11 protein-coding genes are annotated in these 13,409 nt (G+C 57.9%); 4 read left to right on the top strand and 7 right to left on the bottom strand.

Annotation, left to right across the window (positions count from 1 at the left end; genetic code table 11):
* Position 1: 1 nt before the first annotated feature.
* The 6 genes from iolD to BK667_RS17330 form a co-directional block, all read right to left on the bottom strand.
* A complete protein-coding gene (gene iolD, locus BK667_RS17305) occupies positions 2-1,933 on the bottom strand; it encodes a 3D-(3,5/4)-trihydroxycyclohexane-1,2-dione acylhydrolase (decyclizing) (RefSeq protein ID WP_123598368.1) in 1,932 nt (643 codons plus the stop codon).
* A gap of 133 nt (positions 1,934-2,066) precedes the next feature.
* Positions 2,067-2,888, bottom strand: a complete 822-nt coding sequence (locus tag BK667_RS17310; RefSeq protein WP_123598369.1) for a TIM barrel protein — start codon at positions 2,886-2,888, stop codon at positions 2,067-2,069.
* Positions 2,889-2,911: 23 nt separating this feature from the next.
* Entirely contained in the window at positions 2,912-4,414 is a 1,503-nt protein-coding gene (locus BK667_RS17315; protein WP_123598370.1) for a CoA-acylating methylmalonate-semialdehyde dehydrogenase, read from the bottom strand.
* A 29-nt stretch (positions 4,415-4,443) separates the two neighbouring features.
* Complete coding sequence (gene iolB, locus BK667_RS17320) at positions 4,444-5,253, bottom strand: 5-deoxy-glucuronate isomerase (RefSeq protein ID WP_123598371.1); 810 nt, start codon at positions 5,251-5,253, stop codon at positions 4,444-4,446.
* A complete protein-coding gene (gene iolE / locus BK667_RS17325) occupies positions 5,250-6,143 on the bottom strand; it encodes a myo-inosose-2 dehydratase (RefSeq protein WP_123598372.1) in 894 nt (297 codons plus the stop codon). Before iolE ends, iolB begins: the two co-directional genes overlap by 4 nt.
* A 135-nt stretch (positions 6,144-6,278) precedes the next feature.
* A complete protein-coding gene (locus tag BK667_RS17330) occupies positions 6,279-8,216 on the bottom strand; it encodes a bifunctional 5-dehydro-2-deoxygluconokinase/5-dehydro-2-deoxyphosphogluconate aldolase (protein WP_123598373.1) in 1,938 nt (645 codons plus the stop codon).
* 311 nt (positions 8,217-8,527) lie between these two features.
* Here BK667_RS17330 and BK667_RS17335 point away from each other — a divergent pair, with 311 nt between their 5' ends.
* Genes BK667_RS17335 through BK667_RS17345 form a run of 3 tightly spaced genes read left to right on the top strand, consistent with a single transcriptional unit; the run spans position 8,528 to position 11,216 of the window.
* On the top strand, positions 8,528-9,448 hold the full coding sequence (locus BK667_RS17335) for a MurR/RpiR family transcriptional regulator (protein WP_123508833.1): 921 nt from the start codon (positions 8,528-8,530) through the stop codon (positions 9,446-9,448).
* 27 nt (positions 9,449-9,475) lie between these two features.
* On the top strand, positions 9,476-10,087 hold the full coding sequence (locus BK667_RS17340) for a glutathione S-transferase (RefSeq protein ID WP_123598374.1): 612 nt from the start codon (positions 9,476-9,478) through the stop codon (positions 10,085-10,087).
* 25 nt (positions 10,088-10,112) lie between these two features.
* A complete protein-coding gene (locus BK667_RS17345) occupies positions 10,113-11,216 on the top strand; it encodes a DNA alkylation repair protein (RefSeq protein ID WP_123598375.1) in 1,104 nt (367 codons plus the stop codon).
* 203 nt (positions 11,217-11,419) lie between these two features.
* On the opposite strand, the gene BK667_RS17350 is transcribed toward BK667_RS17345, so the two are convergent.
* On the bottom strand, positions 11,420-11,725 hold the full coding sequence (locus tag BK667_RS17350) for a DUF6124 family protein (RefSeq protein ID WP_259698060.1): 306 nt from the start codon (positions 11,723-11,725) through the stop codon (positions 11,420-11,422).
* Positions 11,726-11,913: 188 nt separating this feature from the next.
* Between BK667_RS17350 and BK667_RS17355 the strand changes: the two genes are divergently transcribed.
* Positions 11,914-13,404, top strand: a complete 1,491-nt coding sequence (locus BK667_RS17355; protein ID WP_185058231.1) for a restriction endonuclease — start codon at positions 11,914-11,916, stop codon at positions 13,402-13,404.
* The last annotated feature ends 5 nt before the right edge of the window (positions 13,405-13,409 follow it).

Genomic DNA, 13,409 nt, shown 5'->3' on the forward strand with positions numbered 1-13,409 from the left:
ATCAGTACTGACGAGCCTTCGCCAGTCGTTCGTTCAGGGTCTTGGCCACCGCATCGGTGCGTGCACTGGTGGAGACTTGCGCCACGCCGACCCGCCACCACGACAGGTATTTATGAATCATCGTCTTGGGCAGAACCTTGATATCGATCAGCGTCGAAACGCTCTGCAACCGCGCATCCGCCAACGCCGCTTGCAGCTCTTCGACGGTGTTCACTTTGTAGGTCTTGCAGCCATAAGCCGCCGCGCTCATGGCGAAATCCACCGGCACGAAGCCGCCGTCGAGCTTGCCGGTTTCCGGATTACGGAAGCGGAACTCGGTGCCGAAGCTGTCCATGCCGTGTTCCATCTGCAGGTTGTTGATGCAACCGAAGGTCATGTTGTCCAGCAGCACCACGTTGATCTTGCGGCGCTCCTGAATCGAGGTCGCCAGCTCCGAGTGCAGCATCATGTAGGAGCCGTCGCCGACCAGCGCGTAGACCTCGCGATCCGGCTCGGCGAGCTTCACGCCCAACGCGGCGTTGACCTCGTATCCCATGCAGGAATAGCCGTACTCGACGTGGTAAGTGTTCACGCCCTTGCTGCGCCAACTGCGCTGCAAGTCGCCGGGCAGGCTGCCGGCGGCGGCGACGATCACCGCGTCGTCGGCCAAGGTTTCATTGAGCACGCCGAGCACGCGGCTTTGGGTCAGGCAGGAACCGGTCAATTCGATGAATTCCCGCAGCACGGCCGGGTCCATGTGGTCGTTGATTTCCGGGACGAAGTCCTTGGCCTGGTAGTCGACCTGATAGATGCGGTCGACTTCCTCATCCAGTTGCGCCTTGGCCTGACGCGGTTGATCGCCCCAGCTGGAGCGGTAATCGCCCAGTGCGTCAGCCAGTGCGAGCAAACCGGTTTTGGCGTCGGCCAGCAGTTGCACGCCGTCGAGTTTCAGCGCATCGCAGGGGCTGATATTGAGGTTGAGAAACTGAACCTCAGGATGCTGGAACAACGACTTCGAGGCGGTGGTGAAGTCGCTGTAGCGGGTGCCGATGCCGATGATCAGATCAGCGTCCTTGGCCAGCAGATTCGCCGCCAGACAACCGGTTTCGCCAATGCCGCCGACGTTCAGCGGATGGCTCGACACCACCGCGCTCTTGCCAGCCTGGGTCTCTGCGAAGGGAATGTCGAAGCGTTCGGCAAACGCCTGCAACGCCGCATTTGCCCCGGAGTAACGCACCCCGCCACCGCAAATAATCAGCGGCTTGCGCTTGCCTTTGACCAGCGCCAACGCATCGCCAATCATCGCTTCAGTAGCCGGACGCCGCTCGATGCGGTGCACGCGTTTTTGCAGGAAGTAATCCGGGTAGTCGTAGGCCTCGGCTTGCACGTCTTGCGGCAAGGCCAGGGTCACCGCGCCGGTTTCGGCGGGGTCGGTGAGCACGCGCATGGCGTGGATCGCGGCGGTCATCAGTTGCTCGGGACGGTTGATGCGGTCCCAGTATTTGCTCACGGCTTTGAAGGCATCGTTGGTGCTGATGCTCAAGTCGTGGAACTGTTCGATCTGTTGCAGCACTGGGTCCGGTTGGCGGCAGGCGTAGACATCGCCGGGCAGCAGCAACAACGGAATGCGGTTGGCCGTGGCGGTTGCGGCAGCGGTCAGCATGTTGGCCGCGCCGGGGCCGACCGAGGACGAGCAGGCGTAGATCTTGCGCCGCAGGTGTTGCTTGGCGAAACCGATGGCGGCGTGGGCCATGCCCTGCTCGTTGCGGCCCTGATGCACGATCAAATCGCCGCTGTCCTGCTCCAACGCCTGGCCCAGGCCGAGCACGTTGCCATGGCCGAAAATGGTAAAGACCCCGGCGACGAATTTACTCTGGACGCCATCGACCTCGATGTACTGGTTATCGAGGAATTTCACCAGGGCCTGGGCCATGGTCAGTCTTGTTGTGGTCATGTCCGATCCTTCAATAAACGAAGAAACCCTTGTGGGAGCGAGCCTGCTCGCGAAAGCGAAGTGTCAGGCAACATGGATGTTGGATGTGCCGCCGTCTTCGCGAGCAGGCTCGCTCCCACAGAGGGGATCTTCATTAGCCTTGAGAGTTTTGCAGGTGGTTCATGCTCGCGCCGATCGCCTGTTCGATGTCCGCCAGGCCATGCACACTGTCGGCAAACGGTTCGAACGACAGGTAGCCGCTGTAACCGCTACCGAGCAACCGTTCGATCTGCGCGGCGTTGCCGAGGATGTCGCCCTCGCCCACCAGCACTCGATGGCCATCGCGGATGCTGTTGAGCGGGGCTTCGGCATCCTCGACACCCGAGATGTGCACCAGCCCGGTCAGCTCAGGGAAAAACTCCTGTTCACTGGCCAGATGATGGTGAAAAGTGTCGTGCACCAGCCGGAACACATCCAGCCCACCGATGGCCTTGATCGCGTCCACTGCCGTGCGTTTACGCCGCAACGAGCACTCTTCAAACCCCAGCGGTTCAATGAAACCGAGGATGCCGTGATCACGCAAAATCGGCGCCAGTTCAGTCAGAGCCGTGCGCAACCCCGAAGCTCGTTCCGCTTCATTGCGCGGATCGGCGCGATCATTCAACGGGCACATGACCAGCCCTTGCGCACCGCAATCCCGGGCATAAGCCGCCAGTTTCAATGCCTGCACACGGCGCTCGTCATTCCACACATCAAACGGGTACAGCGCGTTGATCGACAGCACGGTGATGCCTTTGGCCGCGCACAACTCACGCACCGTTTCAGGCGCGGTGCCGTCTTCGATTTCAACGCCTTTGAGGTCGTTGCGGATCTCGATGGCGTCGGCCTTGAGGGTCACCGCCAGGTCGATGAACGCCGGCAGGGACAAACGTGGGGCGACCATACGGTTCAGGGCGAAACGCAGGGGCTTGCTCATTATTGTTGTTCTCCGCAGGTGAATTATTTGGCGGTTGGCATGCTGAATTCAGGGCCTTTGGCGATGCTGTCGGGCCAGCGTTGCATCACGCTTTTGTAGCGACTGTAGAAACGGATGCCCTCTTCGCCATAAGCGTGGTGGTCGCCGAACAGCGAGCGCTTCCAGCCGCCGAACGAATGCCAGGCCATCGGCACCGGAATCGGCACGTTGATGCCGACCATGCCGACCTTGATGGTGCGGGCAAACGCCCGGGCGATGCCGCCGTCACTGGTGAAACACGACACGCCATTGCCGAATTCGTGAGCGTTGATCAACGCCACGGCGCTGGCAAAATCCGGCACACGGACGATGCCCAGCACCGGGCCAAAAATCTCTTGCTGATAGATGCTCATCTCGGTCGTGACGTTATCGAACAGCGTCGCACCAACGAAGAAACCGTTCTCGGCCCCCGGCACCTTGAAGTTGCGGCCATCGACGATCAGTTGCGCGCCCTGGGCCACGCCTTCGCCGATAAAACCTTCGACCTTGGCCTTGTGCTCGGCAGTGACCAGCGGCCCCATGTCGCTGTCGCCCTGCAGGCCGTTGCCGACCTTCAATTGGTCGATGCGCGGCAGCAACTTGGCGATCAATTGGTCGCCGACATCGCCCACCGCGACCGCAATCGAGATCGCCATGCAGCGTTCGCCGGCCGAACCGTAAGCCGCGCCGATCAACGCGTCGGCGGCTTGATCCAGATCCGCGTCGGGCATGACGATCATGTGGTTCTTCGCGCCGCCCAGTGCTTGCACACGCTTGCCGCGAGCGGTGGCCTGCTGGTGGATGTACTCGGCAATCGGCGTTGAGCCAACAAAGGAAATCGCCTCGATGTCCGGGTGTTGCAGCAAGGCGTCCACCGCCACTTTGTCGCCCTGGACCACGTTGAACACACCGTCTGGCAATCCGGCTTCGGTGAGCAAACGGGCCATGAGCAAACTGGCCGATGGATCGCGCTCGGACGGCTTGAGGATGAAGCAGTTACCAGTGACCAGCGCCAGGGGGATCATCCACAGCGGCACCATCACCGGGAAGTTGAACGGCGTGACCCCGGCGCAAACGCCCAGAGGCTGGCGCAGGTTCCAGTTGTCGATGCCGCCGCCGATGTTGTCGCTGAATTCGGTCTTGAGCAGGTTCGGCGCACCGCAAGCGTATTCGACGATTTCGATGCCGCGAGTGACCTCACCCTTGGCGTCGGACAGCACTTTGCCGTGTTCGCGGCTGATGATTTCGGCCAGTTCGTTGTGATGACGGTCGAGCAGTTCCTTGAACTTGAACATCACCCGGGAGCGACGCAGGGACGATTGCTCGGACCACGCAGGGAAGGCTTTCAGGGCCGAGGCCACGGCTTCGACGACGGTCTTCTCGCTGGCCAGGCCGACCCGCGCCTGCACCGCACCGGTGGCCGGGTTGAACACGTTGCTAAAGCGCTCACTGCCGGTGTCTTGCACTTGGCCGCTGATGTAATGGCCGATGACCGGGGCGTTGCTCATTGTTCTTGTTCTCCGTGCAAGTGTTGGAATTAGAGATCCAGGAGCCAACTGTGCTGCGGATCGTTATGGAACTGCCAGACGCGTTTCGGCCCGGCCATCACGTTCAGGTAATACGACTCGTAGCCGTACGGCACGCTGACCGGGTGGTAACCCTTGGGCACCACCACCAGGTCGCTGTTTTCCACGGCCATGGCCTGATCGATGCTGCGGTCGTCGGTGTAGACCCGCTGGAACACGAAGCCCTGGGGCGGGTTGATCTGGTGGTAATAGGTTTCTTCAAGAAAGCTCTGGTGCGGCAGGTCGTCGGTGTCGTGCTTGTGCGGCGGGTAGCTCGACGAATGCCCGGACGGTGTGCGCACCTCCACCACCAGCAGCGAATGGGCGGGCTCGGTGTCGGGCAGGATGTCACACACGTAACGGGTGTTGGCGCCTTTGCCGCGTACGCTGCGTTTCATCGTTTCGGGTTTGATCAAACGTGGGCCGAGGTTGTCGGCGGTTGAGCCGGGCGCGGCGCACACGGCGATTTGCACGTCGCTGAGGGCGACTACTTGCGCCTGACTGCCCGGCGGCAAATAAGCAGCGAACGGCGATTTGTCTTCGAACACCGATTGGCGGTCGCCGATATTGTCCCAGTCGAACGCGCCCTGCCCCGGTGCTTCGCCCTTGATGCTGACGCGACCGCTGAGCAGCACCAGGCATAACTCTTTATCGCCCGCAGACACCGGCAAAGTTTCGCCGAGGCTCAAGCGATACGCGGCGAAACCGACGTATTCCAGCTCACCCTTGCCCAACTCGACCATGGTCCGGCCATGGGCATTGCTTTTGACCAGCAGGCTCATAACGCAATCCTCTCGTCGAGCAACGTACGCAAGGTGTCGAAGCCTTTCTTGGCGTAAACATAACTCGGTGCCACGGCGGGGTCCTGCTCGGCCTCGACCACCAGCCAGCCGTGGTAATCAGCGGCCAGCAACACGTCGAGCAAGGCGCCGAAGTCGATATCGCCATCCCCCGGCACGGTGAAGGTGCCGTTGATGATGCAATCCGGGAAGCTCCACAGGTGGTTGCGCGCCAGTTGCACCACCGGTTTGCGCACATCCTTGAAATGCACGTGGCAGATGCGTTCGATGTGTTTGCGCAGCACCTGTAAGGGTTCGCCGCCGCCCATGTAGCAGTGGCCCGAATCAAACAGCAGGCCGACTTCGCTGCCGGTCAGGGCCATCAACTTGTCGATGTCCGCCGGGGATTCGATGTAGGCGCCCATGTGGTGGTGATACGCCAGGCGCACGCCTTGGGACAGGGTGAAACGCGCCAGTTCGGTGAGCTTGTCAGCGTATTCCTGCCACGCTTGTTCGGTGTGGAAACGCGGGCGCTCGACCAGTGGAATGCGCTGGCCCTGGATCGAGTCCGCGACTTCGCCGTAGACCAGCACCGTGGCGCCGTTCTTCGCCAGCAGCTCGACATGGCTGCCGATGGCGTCGATTTCCTCGGCCACCGAACGGCGGGCCAAACGGCTGGAATACCAGCCGGAGACCAACGCCAGATCGTAAGGCCGCAGCACGTCACCGACGCCTTTGGCATCCTTGGGGAATTTGCCGTTGAGTTCAAAACCTTCGTAACCGATGTCCTTGCCTTCGCTCAGCGCAGTGCTCAGCGGCGTCTCGCCACCGAGGGACGGCAAATCGTCGTTGCTCCAGGAGATCGGGTTGATGCCAATTCGAATAGCGGGCATGGCTGCACCTTTTATTGTTGTCCAAATGAGATCTCTGCAAACCGGCCCTGTAGGAGCAAAGCTTGCTCGCGATGCTTTTAGAGTTCTTGAGGGCCCCATCGCGGGCAAGCCTTGCTCCTACAGGTATTCGGCGCTTCAGGCGCGGGCGCTCCGCCAGGCATCGATCAATTCGACAAACGTCCCCTGCACCTGACGGATCAACGTTTCGTCGTCGATTTCCCCGGCCATCCACGCCCGGCTCGGTTCCTGGAAAATCGTGCGTCCCACGGCAAACCCACGACAGGTCTGGCTCTGACTGGCCTGTTGAAAGCCTTCAGCCAACGCCGCCGCCGGGGCATTCAGGCCTAGCAATACGACCCCTCGGCAGTACGGATCACGTTCCTGAATCAACTCATCCAGCTGTTTCCATTCCTCGGCACTCTGCGCTTCGATCTTCCACCACGCAGGGTAGATGCCCAGGTTGTAGAGGCGTTTCAGCGCGCGATAGAGCACGTCCGGATGGGTCGATGGGTGATCCTTGGGCGGGATGATTTCCAGTAGCAGTTCATGCCCGCTGACCTGGGACGCCTGGTACAAACCCTTGATCTGCGCTTCCTGTTCCAGGCGCAGCAGCGGCTCGTCATCCGGGTGAAATTGCACCAGACACTTGATGATTTGTTCCTGCGGCCAGGCAATCAAATTGCTGCCAATCGAGCGCCCGTGTTCGAAGGCCAGTGGCCGCGAACCCTGCACTTCCACCGGCCGCGCCACCCACCAGCCGCGACCGGTGGCGGCGTTCAGCGAATCCTGGCCGAAGCGTTGATCGGCCAACAGCCCGACATCGGCTTCGATGCCTTGCGTACGCAAATCCGCTTCGACCCGTTCAACAGCTTTAATAAAGAGTTGCTTCAGTTCGCAAATCGCACTCAGCTCACGTCCGCCCTTGTGCGCCAGTTCCACCAATTGCCCACGGTGATCGAAGGCAAAGATGAACAGTTGCTTCCACTGTTTGCGCGGCACGCTGACCTGATGCAGGCGTTGCAGCGTGACGTCCTGATCTGGCCGGGTGATCGGCACCGGGCTGTTGAATAGATAGTCGAGTTCGGCGCGAGTCGGCATCGCCGGGGCGCAAGCGTGGCGCGACACCACCAGCCCGCCGCAAGCATTGGCCAACTGGCAGCAACGCTCGTCGCTGGCGTCCTCCAGCCACCCGGCGAGGAAGCCCGACATAAAGGCATCGCCGGCGCCCAGCACGTTGAGCACTTCAACCCGTACGCCGGGGTAAATCGCGCCGTCTTCAAGGCGTACCGGAATCACCCCGTGAATCACCGTGCAACCTTGTGGGCCGAGCTTGACCACCAACGTCGCGTCACTCAAACGTCGAACGTTACGCAGTGCCGTGAGCAAATCCTCGGAACCACCGGCAATCAAAAACTCTTCTTCAGTGCCGACGATCAGGTCAAAACGCGGGAGGATTTTCTGCACGTGCTGGCTGACATTCTGGTCGGCGACGAAACGGGTTTCACCGTCCGCCTTGCCCGCCAAGCCCCATAGTACCGGGCGATAGTCGATGTCCAGAATGCGTTTGACGTTGTGCTTCTCGGCATAGTCCAGCGCCTGGATGCTCGCCTTGTACACGCCGTCGGTGGAGAAATGGGTGCCGGTGATCAGCAAGGCTTTGCTGGAGGCAATAAAGGCTTCGTTGACGTCTTCGGCCCGCAGCGCCATGTCGGCGCAGTTTTCGCGGTAGAACACCAGCGGGAAGGTTTCGCGGTCCTTGAGACCCAGCAGGACCATGGCGGTCAGGCGTTCCGGATCGACCTTGATGCCGCTGACGTCACAGCCTTCGCGGGCCAGGGATTCAAGCAGGAAGCGGCCCATGTGGTCGTCCCCTACCCGGCTCAACATCGCCGACTTGAGGCCCAGGCGTGCAGTGCCGAACGCGATGTTGGCGGAGGATCCACCGAGGTATTTGGCGAAGCTTGAAACATCTTCCAACCGCGCGCCGACTTGCTGCGCGTAGAGGTCGACGCCAAGGCGCCCCAGGCAAATCAGATCCAATTGACGCCCACTGGCAAAACGAGTCTGGCCCATGCTGGCTCCTGTTATTTTTATCAGCCTGCGTTCGGGACGATGGCCGTGCCGAACACTCTTGGTGGATGCAGACTAAAACGACCGGGACCGAACAATCAATATTTATTCTATATATTTTTTACGTGGAATATTTTTTCCAATAAACTCCGGTACGAGCGTTCCAGAGCGCAGTGCATCGTTTCAGCAGCGTGTGTGCCGACGGCATGCTCAAGATTTTATTCCGGCCTACCCTGTAGACTGCGCACAGCCAACCTATTGTCAGGGGATGACCGATTCGTCATTCCTATAAGAACAAGCCAGAAGGATTTCCTATGTCCCGCACCGATCAGCCGGCCACGACCGAGAGCCCGCCCGAGAGCGACCTCCAGAGCCCACCGATCAATGCCGAGCGTTTGCTGCAGCTGATCACCAACGAATACGAAAGCCTGCCGCGCCAGCTCAAACGCATCGCCACCTACATGAGCCAGCAAAGCGACCGAATCATGGTCGATCGCATCAGCGACATCGCCCGTGAATGCGAAGTGCACCCGTCGGCCATCGTGCGATTCTCCCAGCGCTTCGGTTTCAGCGGTTTCAGCGAAATGCAGGCGTTGTTCCGCGAGGCGTACACGCACAAAACCACGCCGGTGCAGAACTACCAGCAGCGCATCCGCAGCATGATCGCCAACAAGTCGCAGAAGGCCAGCGGCGGCGACCTCGCGCGCGAGTGCATCGACGCCACGCTGTCGGGCATCGAACGCTTGGGCATGGAGCTCGACGATGTGGCCTTCGACAAGGCCGTCGATCTGGTGGTAAATGCCGACAACATCTATGTCGTCGGGGTGCGCCGTTCATTCGCCGTCGCCGACTATCTCGTCTACAACCTGCAACACACCAACAAGCGTATTCACCTGGTTTCCGGTCTCGGCGGCAGCTACCGCGAGCAGATGCGCAGCGTGCGCGCCAATGATCTGGTGATCGCCATCAGCTTCACGCCCTACGGCAAGGAAACCCAGCACTGCCTGCGTATCGCCCAGCACCATCAGGCGAAAACGTTGATCATCACTGACAGCAATTTATCGCCGCTGGCCAAGCGCGCGAGCACGGTGTTGCTGGTGAATGAAGGGAGTTCGTTTGCGTTCCGGTCGTTGAGTGCGACGTTGTGCTTGTGTCAGGCGTTGTTTATTGCGGTGGCGTATCGGTTGGAATTGAAGGTGGATGAGATTCATGAGCAGGTGGGGTTTGAGGACTGACATCAAAGCGTTTACAGGAGAACGTTGATGAAGCTGATCGGCATGCTGGACTCGCCCTATGTGCGTCGGGCGGCTATTTCCGCCCGGTTGTTGGGCATCGACCTGGAACATGAATCGGTGTCGGTGTTCCGGCATTTCGAGCAGTTCCAGCAGATCAACCCGGTGGTCAAGGCGCCGACGCTGGTGCTGGATGACGGTGAGGTGTTGGTGGATTCGACGCTGATCATCGACTACCTGGAAGCGCTTGCCGGCCCGTCGAAGAGTTTGATGCCGAGTGATCTGAAACAGCGTCTGCGTTCGTTGCGGGTAATCGGGCTAGCGCTGGCGGCGTGTGAGAAGTCGGTGCAGCTTTACTACGAACGCAACCTGCGCCCGGCGGATATTCAGTATCAGCCTTGGGTTGAGCGGGTTGAAGGGCAACTCGCTGCGGCCTATTCGGCGCTGGAGCGGGAGCTGTCGAAGCAACCGCTGTTGAGTGATTCCGAGATTGCCCAGGACGGCATTACCGTCGCCGTCGCCTGGAGCTTCACCAACCTCGTGGTCCCGGATCAGGTCGATGCCGAGCGCTTCCCGCACATTGCTCAATTCACCGCGCAGGCAGAAAAGCTTGAGGCATTCGTCGCTACCCCGATAACCTGAGCCGCCCTTCTCCACGGATTCGCCCATGACTGCCGCTGAAACCTCTGCCCCGGCGCTGAAGGAAATCTTCAACGCCGAGCGCCTCAAGCACATCGCGAAAGAGATGACGGCGGTTTACCCGGCGTTCAATGCCAAAGCCTTTCTCAAAATGGCCAATGATGGCTTGGCCGAACTGTCGATCATGCAGCGCATGGCGCGGGTCAGTGAGTGCCTGCATGCGGTGTTGCCGCTGGGGTATGAAGAATCCCTCGACGTACTGCGCGCCCTCGCCCCGCGTCTGAACAGCGGGTTTGTCAGCATCTCGCTGCCGAATTACGTGGCGATGTATGGCGCCCATGACTTTGAGCAGTCGATGGAAGCGCTCAAGTTTTTCACCTCATTCGGCTCCTCTGAATTCGCGATCAGGCATTTTCTGCGCAGCGATCTTGAGCGGTCACTGGCGCTGATGCAGGTGTGGTCGCTGGATGACAGCGAACACGTCCGGCGTCTGGCCAGCGAAGGCAGCCGCCCACGTTTGCCGTGGTCGTTTCGCCTGGAACCGATTCAGGCTGATCCGACACTGGCCGCAAAGATTCTGGATAACCTCAAGGCTGATGAAAGCCTGTACGTGCGCAAATCCGTGGCTAACCATCTCAATGACATCACCAAGGATCATCCGGAGTGGGTGCTGGACTTGATTGAAGGTTGGGCGCTGGAGAACAAGCACACCGCGTGGATTGCCAAACATGCGTTGCGCAGTTTGATCAAACAGGGGAATCAGCGGGCGTTGGCGGTGATTGGGGCTGGCGGGAAGCCTGAGGTGGAGATCATCGATGTGAAAGTGGAACCGAAGGTTATTTGGCTGGGGGAGAAAATCACGCTCTCTTTTACTGTGAAATCCACAGTCCCGGACAGTCAGCGGCTGGTGATCGACTATGCGATTGATTACGTCAAAGCCAACGGCAGCACTTCCGCGAAAGTGTTCAAGCTCAAGGCATTGACGTTGCCCGGCCATGCCAGCGAATTGGTCAGCCGTGGGCAGCAGATCAAGGAGCTCACCACACGCCGGCATTACGCGGGCGAGCATGCCGTGCACATCATGGTGAATGGCGAACGGCTGGCCAGTACCTCATTTGAAATACTCCCCTGAAATACGATCCCCGTAGGTGCTGCCTTCGGCAACTCCTACATTGACAAACGTAGGAGCGATGCTTGCCCGCGAAGAACGATAACGCAGTGTGTCAGGCCTGACGCCGTCACTGTAGGAGCAAAGCTTGCTCGCGATGAACGATAACGCGGTGTGTCAGGCCTGACGCCATCGCTAGCAAGCTTCGCTCCTACAGGGCCGGGTGATTAGCCGGGCTTGTGGTTATCCAGTATCCGATTGACCGCTAACTCTCCCATCACGAGCGACCGATGCAACACCAGCATCGTATGGCGTCGCGGGCCGTCCGTGAGCTCTACGAGATCGTTGACCATCTTGCGGGCCGTTGATAACGATTCGTAGACCTCGACCAGCAACGTTTCGTCATCCACCGCTGCGTCGATGGTGAAGAAGGTGCCGCAACTGCGGGGCGGTATCTGCGTTTTCGTCGCCCCGGGGTTGAGGTAGTAGTTGGGTGCGCGGTCTGCCGCTGACTGGTCAATACTGACCTCCAAGTCCCCTTGAGAAAATCGCAGCGTCCTTCAAATCCACCTTCAGGAAAAATGCATCGAAGACAGGTCACAAAGGACCGCTACGATTCCAATTGGTGGGTCGTGACATGCCCTGAATCCAAGACTGCTCCCACTCGCTTCTTCAATGATACGAAGCCGACGAAGGCTGTATGCTCGAACAGACTGGTTGCATGTCCAGCTTCTGGCATATAGCATCCGGCCAGTACAAAAGACTTTATTTTTTGGAAATAAAAATGGCGTTATTAGATTTTTCAGAAATCCCTCCATCTAAATCTCCATCCTCAGATGTCAGTGCCTTTGAGAAATTTGCAAAAGACTTCTTTATTGCTATTTATGGTGCAGTAGTCGAAAAAACGGTTGGCCGCGGACCTGATGGCGGCGCAGATATTGTTATTCGAGTAGGCAATGAGCGCTGGCTTGTAAGTTGCAAAAACTACTCTAAAGGTTCCATTCCACGTGACGATGAAAAAGCACCCCTTGGAGATATGCAACAGTGGGGATGCCAGCAGTTTATCGGATTCTACAACCCCGAACCTTCGTCTGGTTTAGAGGCAAAGTTAAGGCAAACCAAAGAAAATAATCCGACATTCAAATGTCAGATATTTGACAACGAAGATATCGAACGTAATTTAATCGCGACTGCGTCTTCAGATGGATGGATGCTGGCCTTCCGCTGGCTCCCTAAAAGTTTCTCTAGAATTGCAACAACATTAGTACTCCCATTTTCCGAGTATAGTAAAGATCACGTTGTTAATAGAGAAGGCTCGTCTCGAATAAATGGCATACCGACCACTATGCATTATCCAGCTGGCAATATTAAGGCAGCAGAAACTGCTACTGAAGAGCTGGTATCTTTTGCTAACGAACTGGCGACTGAAAGAGTATTTTCAACCATATTCATTGAACGTATAAAAGATTTTTGCCTAGTTGTTCCGTGCTCGTTTGTGCGCCCGTCCTTTATCCCTGACAATGAGGTTCGCTCTAGCGACTTGTTTCCAAGCTGGGACATTAAACTAATAAAAAATATTTGCTCAGCAAAAAATAGATTTGGACTAAGGACGTTGAGCATTGTTTGGTCATTTTGGAATTTAAGGCTTGCTCAGGCCATTTATATCTACGGAAGAATCCTAATCGACAAGGGTGAGGATCTTTTAAGCGAATCGGATTCAACCACCATAGGCGATGTTGCTGACGCCGTGGAAAAATATGAAAAAGAAGGTGAGTACTCTCATCGCATAAAAGGCTTGCGAGAGGAACTATCGCTTGCCGAAATAGCTCTATCCGGTCGCACAGCGGAAAGAGGCTACTATGCTTCTCTGCTTTGTTTTTGCCCATCAGGATTGCACGCAGCCATCTCCAAAGAATATGCCTTATCAAGCATCGCAGGAATATCTGGAGAGGAACATAAACTTAGAAAATCTATCAAAACACTGATTTTGCGATTTGACGAGGACGACAAAAAATATGTAGAAAATAAAGGCACAAACTTACTCGAACTACTTATCTCGGTTAACGTCATAGACGTACATTACATTGAAAAACTAGCACTAATAGATCCATCACTAAAATGCCTATCTATGCCTCATACCGAGACCTGGCGGCCGACAGGCTTAGCAAAAGACTCGATAGCTAATACGCTAGGGTTTTCATTGAATGAGTGAAACGC

This window comes from Pseudomonas frederiksbergensis (assembly GCF_003732705.1).
Classification (GTDB): Bacteria; Pseudomonadota; Gammaproteobacteria; order Pseudomonadales; family Pseudomonadaceae; genus Aquipseudomonas; species Aquipseudomonas frederiksbergensis_F.

What these genes read in the sequence shown, in the direction of transcription:
- BK667_RS17345 (WP_123598375.1), top strand. Translation starts at nt 10,113, where the DNA reads ATGACTGCCGCTGAAACCTCTGCCCCGGCGCTGAAGGAAATCTTCAAC.
- BK667_RS17335 (WP_123508833.1), top strand. Translation starts at nt 8,528, where the DNA reads ATGTCCCGCACCGATCAGCCGGCCACGACCGAGAGCCCGCCCGAGAGC.
- BK667_RS17355 (WP_185058231.1), top strand. Translation starts at nt 11,914, where the DNA reads ATGTCCAGCTTCTGGCATATAGCATCCGGCCAGTACAAAAGACTTTAT.
- BK667_RS17330 (WP_123598373.1), bottom strand. Translation starts at nt 8,216, where the DNA reads ATGGGCCAGACTCGTTTTGCCAGTGGGCGTCAATTGGATCTGATTTGC.
- BK667_RS17340 (WP_123598374.1), top strand. Translation starts at nt 9,476, where the DNA reads ATGAAGCTGATCGGCATGCTGGACTCGCCCTATGTGCGTCGGGCGGCT.
- BK667_RS17310 (WP_123598369.1), bottom strand. Translation starts at nt 2,888, where the DNA reads ATGAGCAAGCCCCTGCGTTTCGCCCTGAACCGTATGGTCGCCCCACGT.
- iolB (WP_123598371.1), bottom strand. Translation starts at nt 5,253, where the DNA reads ATGAGCCTGCTGGTCAAAAGCAATGCCCATGGCCGGACCATGGTCGAG.
- iolE (WP_123598372.1), bottom strand. Translation starts at nt 6,143, where the DNA reads ATGCCCGCTATTCGAATTGGCATCAACCCGATCTCCTGGAGCAACGAC.
- iolD (WP_123598368.1), bottom strand. Translation starts at nt 1,933, where the DNA reads ATGACCACAACAAGACTGACCATGGCCCAGGCCCTGGTGAAATTCCTC.
- BK667_RS17315 (WP_123598370.1), bottom strand. Translation starts at nt 4,414, where the DNA reads ATGAGCAACGCCCCGGTCATCGGCCATTACATCAGCGGCCAAGTGCAA.